General features: G+C 29.7%; 32 protein-coding genes and 1 tRNA gene. 21 read left to right on the top strand and 12 right to left on the bottom strand.

The annotated features are described in order from the left end of the window. Positions 1-13 precede the first annotated feature (13 nt). Positions 14-90 (top strand) — tRNA-Met (locus AC5SL8_RS03985). Here the strand turns inward: AC5SL8_RS03985 and AC5SL8_RS03980 are convergent. From AC5SL8_RS03980 to rfbB, 3 genes are read right to left on the bottom strand one after another with little or no spacing between them, the layout of a single operon-like run. Next, complete coding sequence (locus AC5SL8_RS03980; RefSeq protein ID WP_494579129.1) at positions 85-786, bottom strand: sugar nucleotide-binding protein; 702 nt, start codon at positions 784-786, stop codon at positions 85-87. The two genes, AC5SL8_RS03985 and AC5SL8_RS03980, sit on opposite strands and share 6 nt — an antisense overlap. Then, positions 786-1,652 carry a sugar nucleotidyltransferase gene (locus AC5SL8_RS03975; RefSeq protein ID WP_494579128.1) on the bottom strand — a complete coding sequence of 289 codons (867 nt, stop codon included), beginning with the start codon at positions 1,650-1,652 and terminating at the stop codon, positions 786-788. Before AC5SL8_RS03975 ends, AC5SL8_RS03980 begins: the two co-directional genes overlap by 1 nt. Further along, positions 1,649-2,668: a dTDP-glucose 4,6-dehydratase gene (gene rfbB / locus AC5SL8_RS03970; RefSeq protein ID WP_494579127.1), complete on the bottom strand. Its 1,020-nt coding sequence runs from the start codon at positions 2,666-2,668 to the stop codon at positions 1,649-1,651. Before rfbB ends, AC5SL8_RS03975 begins: the two co-directional genes overlap by 4 nt. 52 nt (positions 2,669-2,720) lie before the next feature. Here rfbB and AC5SL8_RS03965 point away from each other — a divergent pair, with 52 nt between their 5' ends. After that, the gene (locus tag AC5SL8_RS03965; protein WP_494579126.1) at positions 2,721-3,584 is read left to right on the top strand and encodes a glycosyltransferase; all 864 of its coding nucleotides are present in this window, start codon (positions 2,721-2,723) and stop codon (positions 3,582-3,584) included. Positions 3,585-3,586: 2 nt separating this feature from the next. Here AC5SL8_RS03965 and AC5SL8_RS03960 read toward each other — a convergent pair whose 3' ends face one another. Then, a complete protein-coding gene (locus AC5SL8_RS03960) occupies positions 3,587-4,114 on the bottom strand; it encodes an adenine phosphoribosyltransferase (RefSeq protein WP_494579125.1) in 528 nt (175 codons plus the stop codon). A 37-nt stretch (positions 4,115-4,151) separates the two neighbouring features. Here AC5SL8_RS03960 and AC5SL8_RS03955 point away from each other — a divergent pair, with 37 nt between their 5' ends. From AC5SL8_RS03955 to AC5SL8_RS03930, 6 genes are all read left to right on the top strand, one after another. Next, on the top strand, positions 4,152-4,676 hold the full coding sequence (locus AC5SL8_RS03955; RefSeq protein ID WP_494579123.1) for a 5'-methylthioadenosine/S-adenosylhomocysteine nucleosidase family protein: 525 nt from the start codon (positions 4,152-4,154) through the stop codon (positions 4,674-4,676). 269 nt (positions 4,677-4,945) lie between these two features. Continuing rightward, complete coding sequence (gene speD / locus AC5SL8_RS03950; protein ID WP_494579122.1) at positions 4,946-5,986, top strand: adenosylmethionine decarboxylase; 1,041 nt, start codon at positions 4,946-4,948, stop codon at positions 5,984-5,986. Between the two features lie 62 nt (positions 5,987-6,048). Further along, the gene (locus tag AC5SL8_RS03945; protein ID WP_494579121.1) at positions 6,049-6,900 is read left to right on the top strand and encodes a transporter substrate-binding domain-containing protein; all 852 of its coding nucleotides are present in this window, start codon (positions 6,049-6,051) and stop codon (positions 6,898-6,900) included. 45 nt (positions 6,901-6,945) lie between these two features. Next, positions 6,946-7,638: an ABC transporter permease gene (locus AC5SL8_RS03940; RefSeq protein ID WP_494573527.1), complete on the top strand. Its 693-nt coding sequence runs from the start codon at positions 6,946-6,948 to the stop codon at positions 7,636-7,638. Then, complete coding sequence (locus tag AC5SL8_RS03935; protein WP_494579119.1) at positions 7,638-8,309, top strand: ABC transporter permease; 672 nt, start codon at positions 7,638-7,640, stop codon at positions 8,307-8,309. The genes AC5SL8_RS03940 and AC5SL8_RS03935 overlap by 1 nt, the downstream gene beginning before the upstream one ends. Before the next feature lie 2 nt (positions 8,310-8,311). Then, complete coding sequence (locus AC5SL8_RS03930) at positions 8,312-9,097, top strand: carbon-nitrogen hydrolase family protein (protein ID WP_494579118.1); 786 nt, start codon at positions 8,312-8,314, stop codon at positions 9,095-9,097. Here the strand turns inward: AC5SL8_RS03930 and AC5SL8_RS03925 are convergent. Next, positions 9,094-9,483: a DUF6165 family protein gene (locus AC5SL8_RS03925; protein ID WP_494579116.1), complete on the bottom strand. Its 390-nt coding sequence runs from the start codon at positions 9,481-9,483 to the stop codon at positions 9,094-9,096. The two genes, AC5SL8_RS03930 and AC5SL8_RS03925, sit on opposite strands and share 4 nt — an antisense overlap. 32 nt (positions 9,484-9,515) lie before the next feature. Between AC5SL8_RS03925 and AC5SL8_RS03920 the strand changes: the two genes are divergently transcribed. Beyond that, entirely contained in the window at positions 9,516-10,448 is a 933-nt protein-coding gene (locus AC5SL8_RS03920) for a glycosyltransferase family 9 protein (RefSeq protein WP_494579115.1), read from the top strand. On the opposite strand, the gene AC5SL8_RS03915 is transcribed toward AC5SL8_RS03920, so the two are convergent. Continuing rightward, positions 10,440-11,522, bottom strand: a complete 1,083-nt coding sequence (locus AC5SL8_RS03915; protein WP_494579113.1) for a glycosyltransferase family 4 protein — start codon at positions 11,520-11,522, stop codon at positions 10,440-10,442. The genes AC5SL8_RS03920 and AC5SL8_RS03915 overlap by 9 nt on opposite strands. Further along, a complete protein-coding gene (locus tag AC5SL8_RS03910; RefSeq protein WP_494579111.1) occupies positions 11,522-12,079 on the bottom strand; it encodes a thioredoxin family protein in 558 nt (185 codons plus the stop codon). The genes AC5SL8_RS03915 and AC5SL8_RS03910 overlap by 1 nt, the downstream gene beginning before the upstream one ends. A gap of 18 nt (positions 12,080-12,097) precedes the next feature. Between AC5SL8_RS03910 and AC5SL8_RS03905 the strand changes: the two genes are divergently transcribed. Then, positions 12,098-12,610: a gamma carbonic anhydrase family protein gene (locus AC5SL8_RS03905; RefSeq protein WP_494579109.1), complete on the top strand. Its 513-nt coding sequence runs from the start codon at positions 12,098-12,100 to the stop codon at positions 12,608-12,610. Here the strand turns inward: AC5SL8_RS03905 and AC5SL8_RS03900 are convergent. Together AC5SL8_RS03900 and AC5SL8_RS03895 are read right to left on the bottom strand one after the other, a co-directional pair. After that, positions 12,607-13,206, bottom strand: a complete 600-nt coding sequence (locus AC5SL8_RS03900) for a flavin-binding protein (protein WP_494579107.1) — start codon at positions 13,204-13,206, stop codon at positions 12,607-12,609. The genes AC5SL8_RS03905 and AC5SL8_RS03900 overlap by 4 nt on opposite strands. 6 nt (positions 13,207-13,212) lie before the next feature. Next, complete coding sequence (locus AC5SL8_RS03895) at positions 13,213-14,079, bottom strand: NAD(P)-dependent oxidoreductase (protein WP_494579105.1); 867 nt, start codon at positions 14,077-14,079, stop codon at positions 13,213-13,215. A gap of 14 nt (positions 14,080-14,093) precedes the next feature. Here AC5SL8_RS03895 and AC5SL8_RS03890 point away from each other — a divergent pair, with 14 nt between their 5' ends. Further along, positions 14,094-15,302 carry an MFS transporter gene (locus AC5SL8_RS03890; RefSeq protein WP_494579104.1) on the top strand — a complete coding sequence of 403 codons (1,209 nt, stop codon included), beginning with the start codon at positions 14,094-14,096 and terminating at the stop codon, positions 15,300-15,302. Positions 15,303-15,345: 43 nt separating this feature from the next. Further along, positions 15,346-15,873: a DNA-directed RNA polymerase subunit omega gene (rpoZ, locus tag AC5SL8_RS03885; RefSeq protein ID WP_494579103.1), complete on the top strand. Its 528-nt coding sequence runs from the start codon at positions 15,346-15,348 to the stop codon at positions 15,871-15,873. Here rpoZ and AC5SL8_RS03880 read toward each other — a convergent pair. Continuing rightward, positions 15,870-17,015 (bottom strand): CaiB/BaiF CoA transferase family protein, encoded by a 1,146-nt coding sequence (locus tag AC5SL8_RS03880; RefSeq protein WP_494580798.1) that lies wholly within the window; start codon positions 17,013-17,015, stop codon positions 15,870-15,872. The genes rpoZ and AC5SL8_RS03880 overlap by 4 nt on opposite strands. Positions 17,016-17,100: 85 nt before the next feature. On the opposite strand from AC5SL8_RS03880, the gene dctP reads away from it, so the two are divergent. Genes dctP through AC5SL8_RS03850 form a run of 6 tightly spaced genes read left to right on the top strand, consistent with a single transcriptional unit; the run spans position 17,101 to position 23,130 of the window. Then, a complete protein-coding gene (gene dctP, locus AC5SL8_RS03875; RefSeq protein ID WP_494579102.1) occupies positions 17,101-18,111 on the top strand; it encodes a TRAP transporter substrate-binding protein DctP in 1,011 nt (336 codons plus the stop codon). A 52-nt stretch (positions 18,112-18,163) separates the two neighbouring features. Further along, positions 18,164-18,658 (top strand): TRAP transporter small permease subunit, encoded by a 495-nt coding sequence (locus AC5SL8_RS03870; protein WP_494579100.1) that lies wholly within the window; start codon positions 18,164-18,166, stop codon positions 18,656-18,658. Beyond that, complete coding sequence (locus AC5SL8_RS03865) at positions 18,658-19,989, top strand: TRAP transporter large permease (protein ID WP_494573538.1); 1,332 nt, start codon at positions 18,658-18,660, stop codon at positions 19,987-19,989. The genes AC5SL8_RS03870 and AC5SL8_RS03865 overlap by 1 nt, the downstream gene beginning before the upstream one ends. Next, positions 19,979-20,983 carry a tRNA dihydrouridine(20/20a) synthase DusA gene (gene dusA / locus AC5SL8_RS03860; RefSeq protein WP_494579099.1) on the top strand — a complete coding sequence of 335 codons (1,005 nt, stop codon included), beginning with the start codon at positions 19,979-19,981 and terminating at the stop codon, positions 20,981-20,983. Before AC5SL8_RS03865 ends, dusA begins: the two co-directional genes overlap by 11 nt. After that, positions 20,983-21,819 (top strand): sulfite exporter TauE/SafE family protein, encoded by an 837-nt coding sequence (locus AC5SL8_RS03855; protein WP_494573540.1) that lies wholly within the window; start codon positions 20,983-20,985, stop codon positions 21,817-21,819. Before dusA ends, AC5SL8_RS03855 begins: the two co-directional genes overlap by 1 nt. A 6-nt stretch (positions 21,820-21,825) precedes the next feature. After that, positions 21,826-23,130 carry a malonyl-CoA decarboxylase domain-containing protein gene (locus AC5SL8_RS03850; RefSeq protein WP_494579097.1) on the top strand — a complete coding sequence of 435 codons (1,305 nt, stop codon included), beginning with the start codon at positions 21,826-21,828 and terminating at the stop codon, positions 23,128-23,130. A gap of 16 nt (positions 23,131-23,146) precedes the next feature. Here the strand turns inward: AC5SL8_RS03850 and AC5SL8_RS03845 are convergent, their stop codons facing one another. Next, positions 23,147-23,347 (bottom strand): DUF2061 domain-containing protein, encoded by a 201-nt coding sequence (locus AC5SL8_RS03845; protein ID WP_168606116.1) that lies wholly within the window; start codon positions 23,345-23,347, stop codon positions 23,147-23,149. 59 nt (positions 23,348-23,406) lie between these two features. Here AC5SL8_RS03845 and AC5SL8_RS03840 point away from each other — a divergent pair, with 59 nt between their 5' ends. The 3 genes from AC5SL8_RS03840 (at position 23,407) to AC5SL8_RS03830 (ending at position 24,725) form a co-directional block, all read left to right on the top strand. Continuing rightward, the gene (locus AC5SL8_RS03840) at positions 23,407-23,805 is read left to right on the top strand and encodes an HIT domain-containing protein (RefSeq protein ID WP_494579095.1); all 399 of its coding nucleotides are present in this window, start codon (positions 23,407-23,409) and stop codon (positions 23,803-23,805) included. A gap of 141 nt (positions 23,806-23,946) precedes the next feature. Beyond that, positions 23,947-24,240, top strand: a complete 294-nt coding sequence (locus tag AC5SL8_RS03835; protein ID WP_494579094.1) for a hypothetical protein — start codon at positions 23,947-23,949, stop codon at positions 24,238-24,240. Further along, positions 24,237-24,725, top strand: coding sequence for a hypothetical protein (locus tag AC5SL8_RS03830; RefSeq protein WP_494579093.1), 489 nt, complete (start codon positions 24,237-24,239; stop codon positions 24,723-24,725). The genes AC5SL8_RS03835 and AC5SL8_RS03830 overlap by 4 nt, the downstream gene beginning before the upstream one ends. 53 nt (positions 24,726-24,778) lie before the next feature. Here AC5SL8_RS03830 and AC5SL8_RS03825 read toward each other — a convergent pair whose 3' ends face one another. Next, a complete protein-coding gene (locus AC5SL8_RS03825; protein WP_494579092.1) occupies positions 24,779-25,147 on the bottom strand; it encodes a hypothetical protein in 369 nt (122 codons plus the stop codon). Position 25,148 lies beyond the last annotated feature (1 nt).

Genomic DNA, 25,148 nt, shown 5'->3' with positions numbered 1-25,148 from the left:
CCAATAATTAAGTGGCGGGGTAGCTCAGTTGGTTAGAGCGCAGGACTCATAAGCCTGAGGTCAGTGGTTCGATCCCACTTCCCGCTACCATTTCATAATTTTATTTAATTTTCTAACATTCATTGAAACGTTTTTTGGAAATAATTTTTTACCAGATTTTTTTTTGACACTTTTATTAGTTTTTTTAGCAAATGAATAAATCGATTGAATTTTGCCACCAATATTTATTATTCCTATTTTATCTAAAATTTTAGGTATTATTTTTACAACCTCTTCATGGAAAATAAAGTTGGCCTTAATATCATTAAAAGCATATTTATGTAAAAAGGGTTTTTCACACATTGTAATTCTTAATATCAAAGAATTCTTGTACATTGTAACCGCACATTCACCACCAAGTTTTGACCATGCGTAATTGTTAAAAGGTAAAACAGGATCGACTTCTTTATAATTGCCAATTTTTCCCTCATAAACATAGCCAGTTGAAAAATAAATAAGTTTAATTTTTAGTTCAGAGCAGACTTTTACTATATTGGCTGTACCTATTATGTTTAAATCAATACTTTTAGATATTTGTCTGTCATGAATATTCATTGGTCTTGATAAAGCCGCTGCATGAATTAAATATTTTGGCTTATTTTTTTTTAAATATTTATTTATAGAATTAATATTTAAGATATTTAATTCTTTTTTACTTGGATAAAGTATATCTAATTTTTTATTATCTCTCTTTAAGACTTGGGCAAACCTTCCCTCACCACCCGTGATAACTATTTTTTTTTTCATTAAATTAAATTTTTAAGATATTTTGAATAATTGCAGTTACCATAAAATTTAATTGATTTATTAATTTCTTTTTTTCCTATCCATTTATTATTTAATGCAATTTCTTCAATGCAAGCAATTTTAAATCCTTGTCTATTTTCAATTGCCTGTACAAAAGCAATTGTTTTATAATAATCATCAATTGAACCTGTATCTAACCAGGCACCACCTCTTCCAATAAAATCAGCTGATAATTTATTATTCTTTTTATATCTTAATAAAAGGTCAATAATTTCAACTTCACCTCTTTTAGAAGGCTTTAGTTCTTTTGAATATTGTACAACTTTATTATCAAAAAAATATAGCCCTGTTATAGCATTATTAGATATAAATTTTTTTGGCTTTTCTTTTAATTGTATAATTTTGTTGTTTTTATCTACTTTTGCAACACCAAATAACTCGGGCGTTTGAACGCTATGTAATAAAACTTTAGCACCATTTTTAATTTTTGCACATTCTAGTAATTTTGCAGTTAGGTTCTGGCCATAGAAAAAATTATCCCCTAAAATCATTGCAACGTTATCTTTACCAATAAATTTTTCACCTAAAACAAAAGCATCAGGTAATCCCCTGGGTTTGTCTTGTTCTACATAAGTAATTTTAATTCCTAGATTGTTGCCATTAGGAATTAGTTTTTTATATTGATTTAACTGTCCTTTATTTACAATAATTAAAATGTCTTTAATTTTTGCCAACATTAGTATTGAGAGTGGATAAAAGATAAGAGGCTTGTCGTAAATTGGTAAAAGTTGTTTATTAACAGCTTTTGTAAGAGGACTCATTCTTGTTCCCATTCCTCCAGCTAAAATTATCCCTTTTTTAATCATTTTGTACCTAGTCTTTTAACAATATCCTTTTTAGATATAGATTTGTAGTAAATATTATTATGAAGGTACCACAAAAAAGTTTTCTTCAAACCTTTGCTAAAATTAACTTTTGTCTTCCATCTCAAAGTTTTTAATATTTTTTTACTATCAAGTGCATATCTTATGTCGTGACCAGGTCGATCCTTAACAAATTTGATCTTAACATTTGAACCAATTACATGATTTTGTTTAGCAATTTTTATCAAGGCTTTACAAATCTCAAGATTATTCAAATTTTTAATTGAACCTATATTATAAAATTCACCAATTTTACCTTTTTGAAAAACTTTTATTAATGCCTCACAATGATCTTCCACATATATCCACTCTCTTGAATTTTTTCCATTTCCATAAATAGGCAAACTTTTATTATTTAGAATATTATAAATTAATTTTGGTATAAGTTTTTCAGGGTGTTGCTTAGGCCCATAATTATTTGAACAATTTGTGACTACAGCGGGAATATTATAGGTTCTTACATATGAACTTACAAGATGATCTGAGGCTGCTTTGCTAGCGGCATAGGGTGAACTAGGTTTATAAGGAAAGTTTTCATGAGATCGCCCCTTTAATATATCACCATAAACTTCGTCAGTAGAAATATGAATTAACTTACTTTTTTTATTTAATTTCGAATATTTTCTAAATATTTCAAGTAGATTAAAAACACCAATAATGTTGCTGTCAATAAAATTTTTAGGACTATCTATTGATCTATCAACATGAGTTTCTGCTGCTAAATTAAAAATACCAATGGGTTTATGTTTAAAAATAATTTTATTAAGTTTATTTTTGTTATTAAGATCACATTTTATAAATTTGTAATTCTTATTTTTTTGATACTCTTTTGTATTATAAAAATTTGATGAGTAGCTAACCTTATCTAGATTTATAACTTTATATTTTTTAAGGAGTAATAGCTCAATTAGATTACTACCTATAAACCCAAGTCCACCAGTTACTAAAATATTCTGCATGATTTTATTTATAATAAACGTTATAGTAAGTATATAATAATTTACTTCAACAATGACTTTAAGTTTAAATAACCTAACATTTATTATTGTTACATTTAAAAGCGATCATGTAATTCATGAATGCATCGAGTCTTTACCAAAAGAGTCTAGTATAATTATTATTGAAAATTCTAATGATCTAAAACTTAAAGAAAAACTTGAGACAAAAAATTCAAAAATTAAAGTTATTGTTCAAGAAAACAAGGGTATGGGTGCTGCAAATAATATTGGAATTAAATTATGTAAAACAGATTACGCTTTTGTGATTAATCCTGATGTAAAATTTTATAAAAATACTATTGATGAATTAATTACTTTGTCATCAAAGCATAATGATTATGCAATCTTAGCACCAATATCTGATGATATTCAATATCCAAATTATAAGATTAAAAATAAGAAATTACAAAATAATGACGTAGAGTTTTTAAGTGTCGACTCTGTAGATGGATATGCAATGCTGATAAATAAAAATAAATTTCAAGATAATTTTTTTTTTGATGAGAATTTTTTTCTTTATTTAGAAAATGATGATTTGTGTTTAAGGAAAAAAAAAGAAAACAACAAAATATATATATCAAAAAAAGCAAAAATAAATCACCTTGGAGGAAAATCTCATTCACCTATTTATGAAAAGGAAATTGAATTTTCACGAAACTGGCATTGGATGTGGTCAAAATTTTATTTTAATAAAAAACATTTTGGTTATTTAAGAGCTTTTTTAACGAGCATTCCTACACTGACTACTTCTATAATTAAATTTTTTTATTATTTTGTAGTTCTCAATAAATTTAAAAAAAAGATTTATATGATGAGATTTTTAGGACTTGCTAATTCTATGCTTGGCAAAAAATCTTGGTATAGACCCCAAATTTAATACTAGTGACCAGGAAAATCAATTAAGTTTTCTATTTTGTATCCTCTTATAGCTAAATTATTAGATCCCCCTAAATCATAAAGATTAATTGCAAAAATAAATGCTGCAACATTACCTCCTGAAATTTCTATAAGTTTAGCAGCAGCTTCAGCAGTACCACCCGTTGCAATTAAATCATCTATTATCAGAACAGAGTCATCTTTGTTTATTGAGTCTTTGTGAACCTCAATTGTAGCAGTTCCATATTCAAGCTCGAAATCAATTGAATGAACATCAGCTGGTAATTTATTTTTTTTTCTAAGCATTATAAATGGTTTTTTTAAAATATAAGAAACTGCTGATGCAAAAACAAAACCTCTAGACTCAATTGCAGCAATTTTATCAATTTTATATTTTTTTGATCTTTCTATTATCTGGTCAATACATTCTCTGAAAGCATTTTCATCTTTAATTAGAGTTGTAATATCTCTAAATAAAATTCCTTTTTTTGGATAATCAGGAATTGATCTAATAAAATCTTTTAAATTCATAATATTGATATATTTATATCTTTGATAAGAAAAATCTATGGACAAATTATTCGTTGCAGCGATAAAAGAAGAAACTGTTGGCTTAGACTATTTTAAGCACATAGGAGTTGGTAAAATTAATGCTGCATACAATACTCTTAAGTTAATACAAATTTATAAGCCTAAGATTATTGTTAATTATGGAACTGCTGGTGCAATCAATACTAAATTAAAAGGGATTGTTGAATGTACAAAATTCTATCAAAGAGATATGGATGTTAGAGGTCTTGATTTTAAATTAGGCGAAACACCATTTGATAAAGTTAAAGAAATAATAATTTCTGACAGTGGCTATTCTTGTGGCACAGGAGATAGTTTCGTTAATCAAAAAATTGAAATGGAAGTTGATGTTGTTGATATGGAAGCTTATGCAATTGCTAAAGTTTGTATGTTGGAAAATATAGAATTTAAATGTTTTAAATATATATCAGATAATGCCGATGAAAATGCTAACAATGATTGGAACACTAATCTGGCATTAGGTGCTGAAACTTTTGCTAAAATGATTAATAAAAAATTTTAACTTTAATGATAAAAAAATTGCTGGTATTTGCCATTATAGTCGTTGCTATGAGTGCAGTTCTGATACTAAGTGAGTAAAATATTGATAGAACAATCAATGCGTGTGTTGAGAAAAAAAAATATCTACTAATTTTAATAGAGAAGAAGCAATAATTCTTTGTGAGAAGAAGTTAAATCTATAGTAATTGATTAAGTATTGAAAATTGTTCTTACACGTATATAAAACTTTTAAGTTTAATAATAACAAAAATTATAAGAGGAATAATTTTTATGACTAAAGTAGGTGAGCATATAACTTTAGACATTATTGGTACCACTCAAGAGTATGACCCCTCAGTCTACGAAAGTGTTATTCGTAAAATTGCAAAAGCTGCCGATGTTACAATTCTTGAGATTTCCAGATATAAATTTGAACCTCAGGGCTTTACAATTTTAGCTTTATTAGCAGAAAGCCATATTAGTTTTCATACCTTTCCTGAAAAAGGAATTATTAGTTTTGATTTTTTTACCTGTGGAAAAATTAGTCCTTCAATCGCTCTAGACATTGTTAAGAAAGAATTTAAACATAAAAGAATTGTTAAAAAAGAATTTAATAGAGACACGAAGTCTCTGTATCATGATATTTATAGCTCGCCTGGCTTACAAAAATCATATGTAGTGAATGAAGTTTTGGAAGATTTTAAATCAAAAGTTGGTCAACACATTGAAATATTAGATTTAGAACAATTTGGTAAGTCACTTTTCATAGATAACGAAATTCAAGTCGCAACTAATGATGAAGTTTTATATAGTTCAACGTTTGTTAATGCTGCTTTAAAATTAAACAAAAATTTAGGTACTGCTGCAATCATTGGTGGCGGTGATGGTGGGGTCGCTAGAGAATGTATCTCTCAAGGTTTTGATTTTATTGATTGGTATGAACTAGATCCAGAAGTGGTTGAAGTATGCAATAAACATCTTGGAAGCATTAGTAATAAATCTACAGAAAAAAACTCAGTTAAATGCGTTTGGGGTGATGCATTTGAAAGTATAAAATCTGTCGAAGATGATAAATACGATAAAATTTTTGTTGATCTAAATGATGATCAGTTTTGCATAGATCTTGCAGCAAAAAATATGGATACTTTAATTAGAATATTAAAACCAAGTGGAGTGATAACTGCACAAGTTGGTAGCCAAGATAAAAAACCAGAGCAGGTTGAAAAATGGCTAGATGTATTCAATAAGAATTTTGGTAATACAACTTTGGATAGGGTTTATATTCCAAGTTTTGACTGTTCTTGGAACTTCTCATCATCAATTAATCATTAAAATTTTCTTTTTAAATTATTAAATTTGTGAAATAAATCCTATATAAATCTATGGAGGATAAAATGAATATATTTAAAAAAATAATTTTAACTGTTCTTGCTTCTTTATTGCTAATTGGAAATGCTTATTCTGATACAATAAAAATTGGAACAGAAGGTGCTTACCCTCCTTGGAACTCTAAGGATGCATCAGGCAATCTTATTGGTTTTGAGGTTGAATTAGCTCAAGAACTTTGTGCAATTATGGAACGTGAATGTACAATTGTTGAGCAAGATTGGGATGGAATGATTCCAGCTTTATTAATGAGAAAGTTTGATGCGATCATGGCAGGAATGTCAATTACTGCTGAAAGACAAAAAACAATTACTTTTTCACAAGGTTATGCAGATGAAGTTGCAGCCCTTGCGGTAATGAAAGGTTCAAGTTTAGAGAGCATGGATACACCAGAAGGTATTAATTTAACTTTAGGTGGAAGTGCTGTTAAGAAAACTCTTAAGACTTTAACTGCTGCACTTGCTGGAAAAACTGTTTGTACACAAACTGGAACTATTCACCAAAACTTTTTAGAATCTGGAGATGTGGGCAAAGTAAATGTTAGAACTTACAAAACTCAAGATGAAGTAAATTTAGACTTAACTTCTGGTAGATGTGATGTTGCATTAGCAGCAGCAGTTGCATTCACTGATTATGCGGACAAATCAGGAAAACCAGTAGTATTAGTTGGGCCTACTTTTTCAGGCGGTGCTTTTGGTAATGGTGTTGGTGTTGGAATTAGACAAGGTGGAGATGATGCAATCGGTACAAGAGATGCAAAACTTCTTAAAGATTTCAACAAAGCAATTAACACTGCTAGAAAACAAGGAATCATCAGCAAATTAGCGATCAAGCATTTTGGCTTTGACGCTTCTATGTAAATAATATTTTGAAAAGGCGACTATTTATTTAGTCGCCCTTTCGATATGGATCTTTTATCATTCGGAAAAACAGGCTGGGGAGATGAGTTGTTTTATGCAACTCTAATGACAATAGCAGTAGCCGTTACTGCAATGTTAATTGGTTTTTTATTTTCATTAATTTTTACACCTCTCAAATTATCAAATAACAAAATTTTAAATTTTATTGGAAATATTTACACAACAGTAATAAGGGGAGTACCAGAATTACTTGTAATTTACCTTTTATTTTTTGGTGGTAGTGGAGCCATTATGTATGTTGCATCAATATTTGGCTATTATGAATATATAGAAATTAATGCATTTATTACTGGATCAGTTGCAATTGGTATTATTTCAGGGGCATACTCAACAGAGGTTTTTAGAGGTGCCATTCAATCAATTGATAAAGGTCAATTTGAAGCTTGTAAGGTTTTAGGTTTTAAAAAATATATTTATTTTCTAAAAGTAATTTTACCTCAAGTGTTAAGATTAGCCATTCCAAATTTAAGTAATGTTTGGCAAATTACTTTAAAAGACACTTCATTAATATCAGTTACTGGTTTAGTAGAAATCATGAGACAATCTTATATTGCAGCAGGCTCAACAAGAGATCCATTATTCTTTTATTCTTTTGCTGCAGTTTTATATTTAATGTTAACCTTTATAAGTATGAAGTTAATCAATCGACTTGAAGTTAAATACAGTAGGGGCTTTTAATGGATTTAGATTTAATGCTTACTAGTCTACCAAAACTACTTAGCGCTGCTTTAATTACTTTAAAATTGCTATCAATTTCATTAATTATTGGTTTTTTTATTGGATTTATATTTGCAGTTTTAAGACTTAATAAAAATCCATTCATTAATAAGTTTGCTTATGGCTATTCTTATTTATTTAGAGGAACGCCATTATTAGTTCAAATATTTATAATCTATTTTGGCCTTGGACAAATAGAGTGGCTTAGAGAAACTTTTCTCTGGGTTATATTAAAGGAACCTTATTGGTGTGCAATTATTGCATTCGCTTTAAATACAGGTGCTTATACTTCTGAAATATTAAGATCTGCTTTTGAGACAATAAAACCTGGAATAATAGAAGCGGGTAAAAGTCTTGGGATAACTAACAAAATAATTTTATATAAAATTCAAATTCCAATTGCAATAAGACAGTCGCTGCCAGCTTATGGAAATGAAATTATATTAATGATGAAAGGCACATCACTTGCAAGCACGGTAACCTTAATGGATATTACTGGTGTTGCAAAACATATAGTATCAACAACCTACAAACCCTTAGAGGTGTTTCTTTTAGCAGGTGGGATTTATTTATTTATGACTTTTATCATTCACAACTTGATAAAATATTTAGAAAGGAAATATAGTTTTTAGTAATGATAGTTTCGTGTATTCAATTATCAAGTAGAGAAAATTATGAATATAATTTGAAAAAATATTTACACTTTGTTAAAAAATCAATTGATAAAAATGCAGATTTAATTTTAACACCTGAAATGACATCATTTTTGACTGATAATAAAAAAGAACTTTTAAAAAATTCGTACACTATGAAAGATGATCTATTTGTTAAAAAAACAAAAATTTTATGTAAGAAATTCAAGAAATGGATCTTAATAGGATCATTACCCATTAAAGATAAAAAAAAATTAAAAAATAGATCAATTCTAATTAATCCAGATGGAAAAATTGCAAGTTATTATGATAAAATTAATATGTTCGATGTTAAACTAGGAACAAAAGAGTCACACAAAGAGTCAAAAATTTATAAAGCCGGTAAAAAAATTGTTACTGCAAAAATGCCATTTGGAAATATTGGTTTTTCTATATGTTTTGATTTGAGATTTCCAGAATTATATAGAAATCTTTCTAAAAGAAATTTGCATTTTATTTCTATACCGTCTGCTTTCACAAAAATTACTGGAAAAAAGCATTGGCACACACTTTTAAGAGCTAGAGCAATAGAAAATTTTTGTTATATTTTTGCACCAGCGCAAACCGGAAAAAATACAAAAAATAGGGAAACTTTTGGTCATACAATGATAATTTCACCTGATGGAAAAATAATAAAAGAAAAAAAATCTGGTGAGGGGGTTATATTTGCAAAAATTAAACCCACTTTGTCAATGAAACTTAGAAAAATTATACCCAGTTTAATTTAATATACTGTGTATTCTTTAATTTCTTTAATCTTAGAGCCTGTATGAATATTCATCTCTAGTTTTATTTTAGCACGATCATCATTTAAAAAATGGACATCTCTTGAAAGTTTAATAAACTTTTCTTTAAAATCAGAATTTTTTTCACACAATCTTTTATCATCTTCAATTACCCATAATTTTGCATTAATATCTTTTAGTGAGTTAAAAAGTGTATTGAGTTTTTCATCAGATTTAACATTGTTATCTAATTGATCTTTTAAAATACTGTGTTCAGCATTAATAAATTTTAGTTTTTCAGGATCTTTAATTTTTTCTTGTTTAATCTCTAAAATAGAAATTTTGTCTAAAAGTTCACCCACAGATACTTCAACTAGAATTTTATTCATAAAAATTTATACTATGTTAAGTTGTTAGAAATATGTCTAATATTTTAGTTATCAAACATGGTTCTTTAGGAGATATAGCCCAAGCATGTGGGGCAATTCAAGATATTTCTGAAAACCATCCAGAAGATCAAATCCATATATTAACAACCAAACCATATTTTGAATTATTTAGAAAAAACCCACTTGTACACAATGTTATTTTAGACAATCGTAAATCAAGGTTTAATTTAATTTATCTATATTTATTAATGGGAAACTTGAAAAAGAAGAGTTTTAAAAAGGTTTACGATTTACAAAACTCATCTAGAACAAAATTTTATAAAAATATTTTATTTCCAAAAGCAAATTTTAATATTTGGTCTAGTTCAGAAACTACCTTACCAAGCAATATTTCAAAAGAGGAGTTTGATAAAAATCCAGTTTTGAATAGATTTGATCATCAACTTAAAACTTCTGGAATTAAAACTGAACATACTATGAAACCAGACTTTAATTGGGCTATGACTAATATTGATAATATTAAACAAGAATTTAATTTAGATCAATATATTGTTTTATTTCCTTTTTGTTCAGCTCATCTGGCTCATAAAAAATGGCCCTATTACAATGAGCTAATAGAATTGATTAAAAATAAATATGGAGACCAAATTAAAGTAGTAGTAGCTCCTGGTCCCTCTGAAATTGATGATACAAAAAATATTAATGCTGTTTCAATTTTAGATAAAGGTAAAGCTATAGATATTTCTCAACTTGCAAGTTTGATTAAAGAAAGTTCATTTGTTATTGCAAATGATACAGGTCCAGCTCATATCTCAGCCCATCTTGGTGTAAAAGGTTTGACCTTATTCGGTAAACACACAACAGCTTTTAAAGTTAGCATTGAAAGAGAAAATTTTAAAGCAATACAAGTGGATGATTTAGAAAAATTAAGTGCAAGCAAAGTGTTAGAAAAAATATTAATTTAATATTTTTTTATATTCTTCAATAATTGAACTCCATTTAAATTTAGTAGAATTTTCTTTGGCAGCTTTTCCATACTCATGGAATTTATTATTCTCTAACATCAAATTAATTGATGAATAAACTTCATCTAATTCATTGCCATCACAGATTAAACCCGTTTTTTCATGTTCAATTGCATCTGCCGCACCTCCATCTTTTCCTCCAAGAGAAGGCAATCCATATTGAGCCGCTTCAACATAAGCAATACCAAATCCTTCAACAGATTTTTTGTGAACAACTGAAGGCATGACAAAAATATCTGATTTAGCAACTAATGCATTTTTTAATTCATTAGAGATATCTTTAAAAAACATCACTTGAGGCTGAAGACCGAGTTCTGCTACTAATTTTTTAATATTTTCTTCCTCATCTCCATAGCCTACACAAATATAGATAATACTAGGGTAGATTTGTTTTAAATTTCGAAGAGTCATGATTACTTTTTCATGATTTTTTCTTTTATCAAATCTTGATACAGTAATAAGTCTTGGTGATTTATGTTTTAATAAATTCTCCACTTTGTCTAAATTTTTTTTATCTAATTCTTCAACTGGATCAACACCAGGATTAATAACTATAATTTTATCTTGCTTAACTCCCAATGAAATAGCTAAATTTTTAGTATACTCAGAATTTGCAACAATCGTTTCAATATTATTTAAAACTTGTAATACTCTTTTATTAAGAGAAGTGCCTTTTTCATGATTAATCTCTTTACCGTGGATCAAACAAATCTTTTTTTTATTTGTTTTAAGATGTTCTAGACTTTTCCAATGATCAGCAATTATACCATCAACCTTATTTTCTCTAATAAATTCATTAATAAACTGAGCTTTTCTAAATTTTCTAAGAAGTTTTATGCCACCTACACGCTCTATTGAAAAAGATACCTCTTCATCAAAAAAATTGTGATTTTCATAAAAATCAGCAAAAACTTTTATCATGTGATGTTTTGAAAGTTCATTTGCTAAACCCCACATTAAGTTTTGCATGCCTCCCACCTCTGGAGGAAATGTTTTTGTAACAATTAAATACATTAACTATCCAACCATTTAATACCACAACCTATACTTGGAATTTGTTTTTCTGGACCTTTGCCTGTTTCAGCTATTTGTTTCATTGCTACAAATAAATCACTATCACCAGCTCTTACTGGTTTTAAATTTTCTAACTCTCTTATTCTACCTCTATATTGTAATTCTAGGTTATGGTTAAATCCAAAAAAGTCAGGGGTGCAAACAGCATCATAACTTTTTGCAACTTTTTGAGTTTCATCAAAAAGATATGGAAAATTAAATTGATTTATCTTTGCAAATTCAATCATATTTTCAAAACTATCTTCAGGGTAATTAATCGTGTCATTAGCAGAAATAGCTACTGCTTTTATTCCAAGTTTTTCTAATTTTTTACAGTCATCAACAATGTCTTTAATGACAGCCTTTACATAGGGGCAGTGGTTACAAATAAACATTATTAAGGTCCCAGCATCACCCTTAATATCATTTAAAGAAATAAGCTTATAGTCGGTAGACTTTAGTTTAAAATCTTTAGCGTTTGTTCCAAAATCACATATTGGTGTTTTTAGTGGAGGCATGATAAACATTATATAGTTATGTTTTACGATTTGGAAAATAAAAAAATTAAAAAAGCAGGTAAAAATTGGGTTGCTCCCAACGCATCAATTATTGGTGATGTTACTTTAGAAAAAAATACCAGTATTTGGTTTAATGCAACTTTAAGAGGGGATATTGAAAACATTTATGTTGGTGAAGGATCAAATATTCAAGATGGAAGCGTACTTCATACTGATCCAGGTTTTCCTTTAAAAATAGGTAAAAATGTAACTATCGGTCACCTAGTAATGTTGCATGGCTGTATAATTGAAGACAATTCTTTAATTGGAATTGGTGCTGTCATTTTAAATGGTGCAAAAATTGGGAAAAATTGCATTATAGGCGCTAATGCATTGATCACAGAAAATAAAATTATCCCAGACAATTCTTTAGTTGTTGGATCCCCTGGTAAAATTGTAAGACAGGTCTCAACAGAAGAGACAAAATTAATTACTGAAAATGCAATTCATTACCAAGATAATTGGAAAAAATATTCTAAATCAGTTTTTTAAGGAATTAACCAGGTATCCTTGTTATTTTCTAAATCGAATTTAGCACGACGGTGACCTTTGGCTGCTAAATAAAGCCACTCCATACTTTTAATTTTACATTGAATAACAGTAAAGTTTTTATATCCCACCTCACTTTGCTCCATTGTAAATTCAAAATTATCCAGTTCAGGTTTAAGTCCTGAAGTAGGGGTTTCAGATAATGTTCCTGGCCCGTTATCAACTAAATAACATTTTCTACTCATGTGTCCTGTTTTTAACCAAGACTGTTTTGTAATATCATTATCATGATTAACAGTGCATTCAACTTTAAGTCTAACTTGGATTTTCTCATCCTTGTCATAAAATAACATTGCAGCGTTTTTATTTGATTTTAATTTAGCAATTTTATCTGATCTGATATCACTATGATATTGAACAAGATTATTTTCTCTATCTGATTTTCTAAGGACCACAATTCTTCCATCAAAATCATCCTGGCCACCACAGATAAACACAGGAATTCTAAATTGAGAACCTCTATCTTTGATTGCATTGTCCAGCATGGACCAGATTTTATTTTTGATCTCTTCAAAATCTTCGTAGTACGCTGGTTGCATTATGGATTATTTACTAAGTCTTCTGATCAAACTAGAGGTGTCCCAACGGTTTCCACCCATTTTTTGAACTTCAGCATAATATTTATCAACAACTTCAGTTACTGGAAGTAGGGAACCATTATTTTTAGCTTCATCCATTGCGATTTTTAAATCTTTTCTCATCCAATCAACTGCAAAACCAAATTCAAACTGATCATCAATCATTGTTTTATATCTATTTTCCATTTGCCAAGATTGAGCCGCACCTTTAGATATAACCTCAATTACATCTTCCATATTTAAACCAGCTTTCATTCCAAAATTTATTGCCTCAGATAAACCTTGAACAAGACCTGCAATACAAATTTGGTTAACCATTTTTGCTAATTGGCCATTACCAGCGCCACCTAATAATTTCATTTTTTTGCTATAACAATCAATGATGTCTTTAGCTTTATCAAAATCAGATTGATCTCCACCAATCATTACTGTCAGTGCACCATTTTCAGCACCAGCTTGACCTCCTGATACTGGCGCATCTAATGCACCAAAACCATTTTTTTTAGCAAACTCATTAATTTCTCTAGCAATTGTTGCAGAGGCTGTTGTGTTATCAATATAAACGGAACCTTTTTTAATTGTTTTAAAGATACCGTTGTCACCAAAAGTAACCTCTCTTAAATCATTATCATTACCAACACAGGTAAATATAAAATCTGCACCTTCAGCAGCTTTTGCAGGTGTGTCTGCTTTTGTCCCTTTATATTCTGCAACCCATTTATCAGCTTTTGCAGTAGTTCTATTATAAACAGTTACATTATGACCTGCTTTTGATATATAACCTGCCATTGGATAACCCATGACACCTAATCCTATAAATGCAACATTGCTCATAATTTTTTTTTCCTATGTTTAAAAGTTTGAATTTTAAAGTAATTCTATTTGGATTTATATTTACATTTTTTTCAAGTTTTGGACAGAGTTTTTTTTTAGGACTATTTAATTCAAGTATAAGGGATGCACTTTCCATCACCCATGGTCAGTTTGGATCAATTTATGCATCTGCTACTTTGTTAAGTAGTTTTATACTTGTTTGGGTTGGTAAAAAAATAGATGACTTTAATATTTTAAAATTTGCATCCTACGTCATTGCTTTATTAGCGATCTCTTGTTTTTTATTTTCTAAAATTTCATCAGTCGCTTTTTTATTTTTATCAATTTTCTTAATGAGGTTATCAGGTCAAGGACTAATGTCTCACACTGCAACAACAACAATATCAAGATTTTTTGAAAAGACTAGGGGACGTGCACTAAGCACAACTTGGCTTGGTTTATCGTTAGCTGAATTTATTTTACCCTTATTAATTATTTTTTTATTAACTTTCATTGATTGGAGAAATATTTGGATAGCCATTTCAATTACAGTTATTATTATTTTACCTATTGTCATCATTACATTAGTTAAAAACGTTAAATTAGACTCAAGAGAAACATCTAGTGCTACAAATATTAAAACTAAAGATATAAAACAATGGACGAGAGGTGAAGTTTTAAAAGATTATCGCTTTTATATTATATGTTTAAGCATGTTAGCGATGCCTTGGATTGCAACGGGTACATTTGTTTATCAATCTTTTATAGTGTCATCTAAAGGATGGGGACCTTATGTTATTGCCCAATCCTTTATGGTGTATTCAATTTTATCAGTGATTACTTTATTTTTAACAGGCTTTTTAATTGACAAGTTTAGTAGTCGAAAATTGATAATTTATATGAACATTCCTTTATTGGTCTCAACGTTTGTGCTTTATTATTTTAACTCACCAATTTCATCATTTGTATTTTTAGGTTTAATTGGAATTTCAAATGGACTAGCAAATGTTCTAGGTTCAGCTACATGGGCTGAAATTTATGGTGTAAAATACATTGGTTCAATTAAAGCACTAACGACCGCTTTAATGGTATTTTCAACAGCCTTTGGAACAGCACTTTTTGGAATACTTATAGATGATGGATTTTCTATAGAGCAAATTGCTCTAGTTTCAGGATCTTATATTTTAATAGCTATATCACTGCTATTTCTCATTAAGAGTAAGCTTAATCCTAAATATTTATAAAATTAACCTTGATTTTTTTTTAAGCACTGTATAGATACTGCGCATGGCTAGAGTAACTGTAGAAGATTGCATAGATAAAGTAGAAAGTCCTTACGAATTAGTATTAGTTGCTAAAGAAAGAGCCGTTCAATTAAATTCAGGATTAGAACCTACTCTAGATAGAGATAATGACAAAAATACAGTTATATCTTTAAGAGAAATTGCAGAAGGCACTATTCAAGTTTCAGATTTAACTGACAGTGCTGTTCATAAACTTAGAAAACATGTTGAGCAAGTTGATGATGGTACGGATGATGATGAAATTATTGGTGATGATTTTGAAAGCATGTACAAAGGTGAAATTTCTAAAAGTGGAACACCTATATTACCATCAAAAAGAGCTAGAAAAATTCCAGAAAAAATTCAAGTATCATCTGATGATTTAGAAGAATTAACTGCAAAAGCAGAACCAGAAGTTGATGTTGATGCTGAGTTAGAAGCGGGAGACGAGGAGACAGCAGTTTCTTTAGATCAACTAGCTGAAAGTGAAACTACAGAAGATAGCTCAGAAGAAACTGAACCTAACAGTTAATTACTAAATTCCTTTAAGATTTTTTCTCTATGTTCATCAAGATCAGGAATATCTCCACGTGTTTTTTCATCTTTATAGTTAGACATTTTAATTGGATTACCTGCTAGTTTAAAATCACCAATAACTTTATGATGAGCTTTAACAATCATATTCCGAGCTTCAATTTGAGGATTTTCAACAGCTTCTTTAATATTAAAGATAGGACCACATGGTATTTTTTCTTTTTCCATTTTACTAACCCAATCACTTGTATTTTTCGCACCAAGTTTGTCTTCAAGTATTTTTTTAAGATCTTCCATATTTTGAGATCTTAAAGAGTTAGTATTAAATTTTGGATCGTGAGCAATTTCAGAAACATCTAAAACATTACATAGTTTTTCAAATAATTTTTCATTACCTGCAGCAATTATGATGTAACTATCTTTTGTTTTAAAAGCTTCAAACGGTGCAATTGAAGGGTGGCGTGATCCCATAGGTTTTGGTATTTCATTTTTTGCAAGATACCTTGCAATAGCATTTTCTAAAATTGCAATTTGACAATCTAACATTGAAACATCAATAAAAGTTCCCTTACCAGTTTTTTCTCTATCATAAAGTGCAGCATTAATTCCAACGGTTGTAAATAAGCCCGCAGTAATATCTCCAATAGATGTACCAACTCTTGTTGGTTCAGAATTAGGCTGACCCGTAACACTCATTAAACCACCCATCCCTTGAACAACCATATCGTAAGCAGGTAATTCTTTTAATGGACCTGTTTGACCAAAGCCTGATGCTGATGCATAAATTAGTCTTGGATATTTTTTACAAACATCTTTCCAACCATAGCCCCATTTTTCTAAAGTACCTGGTTTAAAATTCTCAACCAAAATATCTGCCTTAGCTAAAATTTTATCAAATATTTTTTTATCATCTTCATTTTTTAAATTAAGAGCAATACTTTCTTTGCCTCTATTTAGTGACATAAAGTATGCTGAATAATCTTCAATAAACGGTCCGAATTTTCTAGAGTCATCACCAACTTCTGGTGCCTCAATCTTTATTACGCGTGCACCCAGATCTGAAAGCATCATCGTGCAATAAGGACCAACTAGTACTCTAGTTAGGTCAAGAACAAGTAAGTTTTTTAAAGGACCATCCATATTTTGTACTGTAATTATGTAGTCTTGACTCTTATCAATATCTCTAATTAAATACATCACTTAATTAATAATAGAGGAGAGAGTAATGTTAAAAAAAGTATCTTTATATTTTACGGCATTAGTTTTGGTTTTATCAACTGTTGGTTCTGCTTATGCGGTAACGTTAAAAGCAAGTCATCAATGGCCTGGTACACCTAGAGCTGATGGATCTTTTGACCCACGTCATGAGATGGTTCAAATTATTGCTGATGAGGTTAAAAAAGCTAATGTTGATATTGATATTAGAATTTATCCAGCAAAATCTTTATATAAACCTAAAGAGCAATGGAAACCTATGACTACAGGTCAACTAGATATTTCAGCTTTTCCATTAGGATATGCTTCGAAATTTCATCCTGAATTCAGTGCAACATTAATGCCTGGAACAGTTAAAAATCATGATCACGCATTGAGATTTAATAAATCTCCAATGATGAAAGAGATAAAAAAGATTATTAACGATGCAGGTGTAGTTGTTTTATCTGATGCATGGTTAGGTGGTGGTTTTGCTTCAAAAACAAAATGCATAAGAAACCCTAGTGATGTTAAAGGTCAAGTTATGAGAGCAGCTGGAAAAGCATTTAACCAAATGCTTGAAGGTGCAGGAGCAGGTATACAAAGTATGCCATCTTCAGAAATCTATACTGGTTTACAAACAGGTGTATTAACTGGTGCTAATACTAGTTCAGGAAGTTTTGTTAGTTACAAAATTTATGAACAAGTTAAATGTGCAACACCTCCAGGAAAATTTGGTTTATGGTTTATGTATGAGCCAATCCTTATGTCTAAGAAATCTTTTGATGCTTTAAGTAAAAAGCAACAAAAAGCTCTTATGAAAGCTGGAAAAGTAGCTGAGGAATATATGACAGCACAAGTAGCAAATTTAGATAAAAAATTTGAAGATGCTTACAAAGCAGCTGGTGTTGAATTAGTATATATGTCTGAAGCAGATCATGCTGCATGGATAGAAATAGCTAAGAAAACTTCTCATAAAGCATTTGCTGAGCAAGTACCGGGTGGTGCTAAGCTTATGGAAATGGCTTTAGCAGTTAAATAAAATAATATATAAAGAACCCCTATTTATGAAAATAACTAGGGGTTCTTTTTTTATGAAAAAAAAATATCTTAATTTTTGTCATTATGCTTCTCACGCCTGTGGTGCTTTCGCAGTAGGAGCTTTAATTTTATCTATTTTAGTCATTGTTGAACTTGTTTTTGAAAGATATTTTTTTCAACGTGCTATTACTTGGCAAACTGAATTAGTTACAATGTTACTTGTTGCATCTACTTTTATTGGTAGTGCCTATGTTTTAAGCGAAAAAGCGCACGTAAGCATGGAATGGATTTACGATTTTTTATCAAACAGAAATATTATTAAATTGAAGATTTTTACTTCATTTATAAGTTTAGGTTTTTTTTTAATACTGTTTTACTTTGGTTTTTTGATGGTAGAGGAAGCTTTTGTTAAAAATTATACTACAGGAACAGTTTGGGATCCTCCTTTGTGGATACCTTATTCTTCAATGTTAATAGGCTCAATATTAATGATACTTCAATATATTGCTGAGATAATTAAACTGTTTGATGAAGGAGATTTAAGATAATGGATCCTTTAATGATTGCACTAATAGTTGCTATCTTTACTTTAATAGTTTTGTTCTCAGGAATTCCAATTGCTTTTGGTTTAAGTTTTGTCTCAATTGCTTTATTAATCGCTTTTGAAGGATTTCAAATGCTAGATGTTTTTGCAGAAACATTTTATGCAGGCTTAAATTCATTTGTTTTACTATCAATCCCAATGTTTATTCTTATGGGAATGGCTGTAGCCAACTCTCCCGCTGGAAAAGATCTTTATACTGGTCTTGATAGATGGTTATGGAGAGTTCCTGGTGGCTTAGTAATCTCTAATATTGGAGCATGTTCAATTTTTGCAGCATTAAGTGGGTCAAGTCCTGCAACGTGTGCTGCTATTGGAACTATGGGAATTCCTGAAATGAGAAAAAGAGGATATTCAGACCAAATAGCTACCGGTACAATTGCTGCTGGAGGAACGCTTGGGGTTTTAATTCCACCAAGTATAGTTTTAATTGTTTATGGAATGGCAACAGGTACTTCTATTGGAAGATTATTTTTAGCAGGTATTATTCCTGGTTTTATGTTGGCCAGTCTTTTTGCTGTTTGGGCGCTAATACACAGTTACTTCATTGATAAAAATGCAGCTAAATTATTAAGAAACAGAAAACCACCAACGTTGAGAGAAAAATTTGAAGTTCTTCCTAGAATTTTTCCATTCTTAGCTATTATTGTTGGAGTTTTATACGTTCTCTATGGAGGTGTAGCTACACCATCTGAAGCATCTGGTGTTGGAGCATTCTTAGTTTTTGTAATGATTGCAGTTGTTTACAAAATTTATCAGCCTAAAAAAATATGGAATATTGTTAAAGTTTCAATGAAAGAGAGTGTTATGATAATGTTTATTATTGCAGCCTCTTATCTTTTTGCATTTACATTATCTCAACTTTACGTAACCCAATCGCTTGCTCAAAGTATGATTGAGTTAAGCAGTAATAAATGGATGATCTTTTTAATTGTTAATGTGTTTTTACTTGTTGCTGGATTCTTTTTACCACCAGTTGCAGTCATTGTAATGACTTCAGCTATATTGTTACCAGTGATAACTACATTGGGTTTTGATCCGTATTGGTTTGCAATAGTATTTACAATAAATATGGAAATAGGCTTAATAACACCACCTGTTGGATTAAATCTTTATATAATTAAAGGAATAACGCCTGATGTAAGTCTATCTACAATCTTAAGGGGATCATTTCCATTTATGATGATGATGGTTTTATCTATAGTAATATTATGCATCTTCCCTGAGATAGTAACGTGGTTGCCTGATAAACTAATGGGTAAACCTCTTGGATATTAAAAAAAAAATTAATAGAAAAATTTCAGTAGCACCCATGATGGATTGTACAGATCGTCATGATCGTTACTTTCTAAGATTGATGAGCAAAAATGTTATGCTGTATTCAGAAATGGTTGCAACAAAATCTGCAATTCATGGAGATCGAAAAAAAATTCTATCTTATAGTTCAGAAGAAAAACCTTTAGCATTACAAGTGGGTGGATCTGATAAAGCGGAATTAGCTGAAGTTGCCAAAATTGCAGAAGACATGGGTTATGATGAAATTAATATTAATTTAGGTTGTCCTAGCAAAAAGGTTCAAAAAAATATGTTTGGTGCTTGTTTGATGAGAGAGCCAGATCTTGTTGCTGAATGTATCGACTCAATGGTTAATGCTTGCAATATTCCAGTTACTGCAAAAACTAGAATAGGATTTGATGACACTGAAGAATTTAATTATTTAAATAATTTTATACTAAAGATGAAAAGTGCTGGATGTAGAACTTTTATATTGCATGCTCGAAAGGCTATTTTAACTGGAATGTCACCAAAGCAAAATTTAAATATTCCAAAACTGAACTATGAAATGGTTTATAAAGTTAAAGAAGTAAATCCAGATTTAGAAATTATTATTAATGGAGGTATTTCAAAGATTGATGAAATTAAAAACCATTTAACTTTATGTGATGGAGTGATGATTGGTAGGTCCATCTATCAAAATCCTTATTCTTTAGTTGAGATTGAAAACGAAATTTTTGGAACAAAAGAACAGCCAACAAGAGAGGAAATAGCTGCAAAACTACTAGAATACCTTGAGAAAGAAGTTAAGCTTGGCACAAAAGTAAATCATATTATGAGACACACAGTTGGATTATATCACGGTCAAATAGGTTCAAAAGAATGGAAGAGATATTTAAGTGATAATATGATGGCAAGAGATTCTGATTTTCAAAAATCAAAACATATAATGACCATTGTGCAAAATAACGAAAAAGCTAATCAAGCTAACTCATAATGGAAAACCTAAACTATGGTGAGATAATTAACCTACTATCAGTCCTTGCAATATCTGCAGCTGTTGCAGGATTTATGGCTGGATTACTAGGTGTTGGTGGTGGAATTATAATGGTTCCAGCTTTGTATTATGCTTTTACAGTATTAGATTTTGAATTAGTAACCAGAATGCATTTAGCTGTTGGAACTTCTTTAGCGATTATTATTCCAACTTCAATAATTTCAACCAAAACTCATATGGAATATGATGCAGTAGATTTCAAGATGGTAAAATCTTTTGGTATATTTATTTTAATAGGTGTTATTGCTGGAACTTTTTTAGCAGTTAATTTAAAGACACCAACTTTAGTATTATTCTTTTCAATATTTGCTTTTATGGTGGGTTTATTTTTTATTTTTCTTAGAGAAAAACTTGTTGAAAATCCCAAAACAATTTCTGACATTGTCAAAAATATCTCAGGGATTGTGATTGGTTTTATTTCAGTTCCTCTAGGTATTGGTGGTGGATCTTTAATGGTACCATTTATGAGAACTTTTGGTTATGACATAAGAAAATCTATTGGTACAGCTGCAGCAGTTGGCTTTTTGATTTCACTTAGTGGAACGATCACAATGATTATGGGTGGAAAGATAATTGATAATATCAACACACCTTTTAGTGTAGGTTATATAAATTTATTAGGGTTTGCAGTATTTGTTCCAGTTACAATGATTATGGCTAGGTTGGGAGCAAAAGCTGTTTATAAAATAGATAAAAAATTATTAAGTAAAATTTTTGGTACTTTTTTACTTATAGTATCCATAAGATCTTTCGTTGAATATCTAAATATTATATAATTAATTATGTTTAATTTTAAAGAGATAATTTCATCTATTGCTGATGCAGGTCAAAAACTTTTTAGTATAAAAAAGATTAAAAAAAATGACTTAGAATCTATTTTTTTTTTATGTGATGATTTAATTTCACACAAAGGTGCAGCATTTGGAATAACTGTAGCTAGAGATATTACTGAACTATATCAATCACTATCTCCAGAAAATAAATTATTATTTTTTAAAAAAATTAATGAGAAATATAAGCCTAGCTTTACAAAAGTTAACGAAGCAATTGAAAAATATACCAAATCTCAAAACGAAAATACTTTGTCAAATTTATTTAAAGTTTCTGAAGGTAAGAGAAGAGAACTTTTTAGAAGAATGAATATGGCGCCAAATGGAACAGCGATTATAGTTGCATTAAGAGAAGATTTAATAAGAATATTAAAAGACAACAAAGAACTTTCAGAATTAGATAATGATCTTAGACATTTATTTAGAGCTTGGTTTAATCCAGGATTTCTTAAACTTTCTAAAATCACATGGGATACAAAGGCTGCAGTTTTAGAAAAAATAATTAAATATGAAAGAGTTCATCATATAAAAGATATGAATGAACTTAAAAGAAGATTAGGAGAAGATAGAAGGTTTTTTTCTTACTTTCATCCAGCTCTTGAAGATGAACCTATTATTTTTGTTCAAGTAGCCCTTACAAAAGGTCTTGGTAGATCTATTCAAGAATTAATGAAGCCGACTGATAATGAAGGAAAATCTTATGATACTGCTACTTTCTATTCAATTAGTAACTGTCAAGAAGGCCTATCTAGAGTAACTTTGGGTAATTTTTTAATAAAGAGAGTAGTTTATGAAATACAAGAAGAGCTTCCTCATATTAAAAACTTTGGCACCTTATCACCTATACCAGGGTTTGCTGATTGGTTTAGTTATTTAGAAGAAACTAAGATTAAAAATATTTTAGGCGATCTAAAAGATCAAGATGTTATCTTTTTAAAATCTCAAGACTTAAAACTAGGTGATGGTAGAATTGTAAAAAATAAAGAAGTAATAACGAAATTAGTTGCACATTATATTGTTAATGAAAAAAACCAAAAAGGGTTACCTGTTAATGATGTGAGTAGATTTCATTTAGGTAATGGAGCTATTGTAGAAGATATTGTAATTAATGCTAATATTTCAGAAACTGGCTTTAAAAGATCTTATGGTGTGATGGTCAATTATCTTTATGAATTAAAAAATATTGAAAAAAATCATGAAGATTACATGAATAGCAATAAAGTAATTGTCTCTGATAAAATAAAGAAATATTTATAAATATAATCTTTGAATTTTAATTAAGACCCCATTTAACTTTATTCCAAATTCTTTCATGAAAATAATAAAAAAAAAGAGGAATTATAGAGCCCAGTCCCAATATTCCAGCTCCTTTAAAACTACCAGTAAAAATATATCCAAATATTACCCAGTAGATAAAAATAAAAAGTCTCCATGAAAATGTTTTAGCAACGGATCGTATTTTTTTGTCAGCCATAATTAATTTAGCCTATAATAATTTTTGCTTATAGAACACATTTATATTAATGTTTAACAATGGCAAATAAAGTAAGTAAAAGTTTTCTAAAAGATTCTCATTTAATAACTGAATTAAAACTGTGTAGTATTCGTTTAATTGATAACGCTAAATTTCCTTGGATCATTTTAATTCCTAAGCGAAAAAATATTACTGATATTTCTGAACTTAACTCAAAAGACCAAATGCTATTAATGAAGGAAATTGTTCATTGCAGCAAGTTAATGAAAAAAATATTTAAAACAAAAAAACTTAATGTTGAAAAAATTGGTAATATTGTTCCTCAGTTACACATTCATATAATTGCAAGATCTACTAAAGACAGTACCTGGCCACTTTCTGTTTGGGTGGTAAAGGGAAAACCTTATTCAAAAGTTCTATTAACGAAAACTATTTCTAAAATTAAAAAGTATTTTTAATAGAGGGTGAGGACAGAGGTAGTTTTAGTCTCCCGCCACTACCTCTTAACTATTATGTATCTGATTCGTCTCTAATTTGTTAACACGTTTTAATTGAAACTAGACTTTATCAACTGCTTGCTTTACTAATTGGTAAATAAGATGAGCAAAGAGATAAAAGCAGATGATGTTATTTTCAATTTCTTTAAACAAATTTGTGATGAGAAAGATGATGTTAAATGTGTAGAGCTTGGCAATAGTTGGATTAATGCAATGAAGACCAATCTTGCTAACATGGAAAAAAATCTGGATGAAGTGGATAAAGCTAAACATCAAGAAAATATAGATAGCAACATGAGCCACCTTAATAACCTTAAGGATAAATCTGCTGTGGAATGGCGTGAATACGCAACTCAGTGTATGATTGAGATCTTAGATCATAAAACAAAATCGTGAATTTCTTTAAGAAACTATTCTCAAGTAGCAATCTAGAATTACAAATTAATGATGGTGGACGGGCAGCCGCTGGATATAAAGGAAAAGCGGGAGACTGTGTAGTTAGATCCATTGCAATTGTAACAAATCTTCCCTACCAAAAAATTTATGATGATCTTTATAGGGCAAATGAAGAATTTAGAACTACATCACGAACAAGACTTGCTAGAAGTTTAAAACAAAAAAATGATAGCCCAAGATCAGGTACTCATAGAGTTGTGGTTAAGAAATATCTTGAAAAACTTGGGTGGCAGTGGACGCCAACGATGTTTGTTGGTCAAGGCTGTAAAGTTCATTTAAAAAAAGATGAACTTCCAAGTGGGACTTTAATTGTATCTTGTTCAAAACACATAACGGTTGTTAAAGATGGTGTTTTACATGATACTTATGATTGCTCTAGACGAGGCACACGTTGTGTTTATGGGTATTGGACTAAGCCTAATTAGATGTTAGCAAATGCCAAAGATTTTTACAACTTTGGCATTTGAGTTTTTTAATTTTAATTTACAGGAATAACAAAACTTGGTGGATAAATTCTAGACTTATCTGTTATCGCATCTGTAATTCCTAAGTCAAAAAAGAAAACGCTGGCAGCAACTTTGCCACCTTCCATTCCACTAGGAATGCTACCGTAGCCTTTTTTTCCATTTACAGACTCACAATCAAATCTTAATGCATCATCAGATCTTCTGACCATAGTTGTAGATGGTATACTTACACTGTAAGATGCTCTTTTATTATTTAATTTACATTTACCATCAGATCCATCACTAAAAGATAATGATACAGGAACATTTGGATCATTAACAATAGTTCCACATGATGTTAATGCAAAAACTGAAAGTAAAATTATAATTATATTTTTCATA

The organism is Candidatus Pelagibacter sp. PS_41, assembly GCF_059417725.1.
Note: the sequence above shows the minus strand (reverse complement) of the source record. Positions and strands in the feature narration are given on the sequence as shown.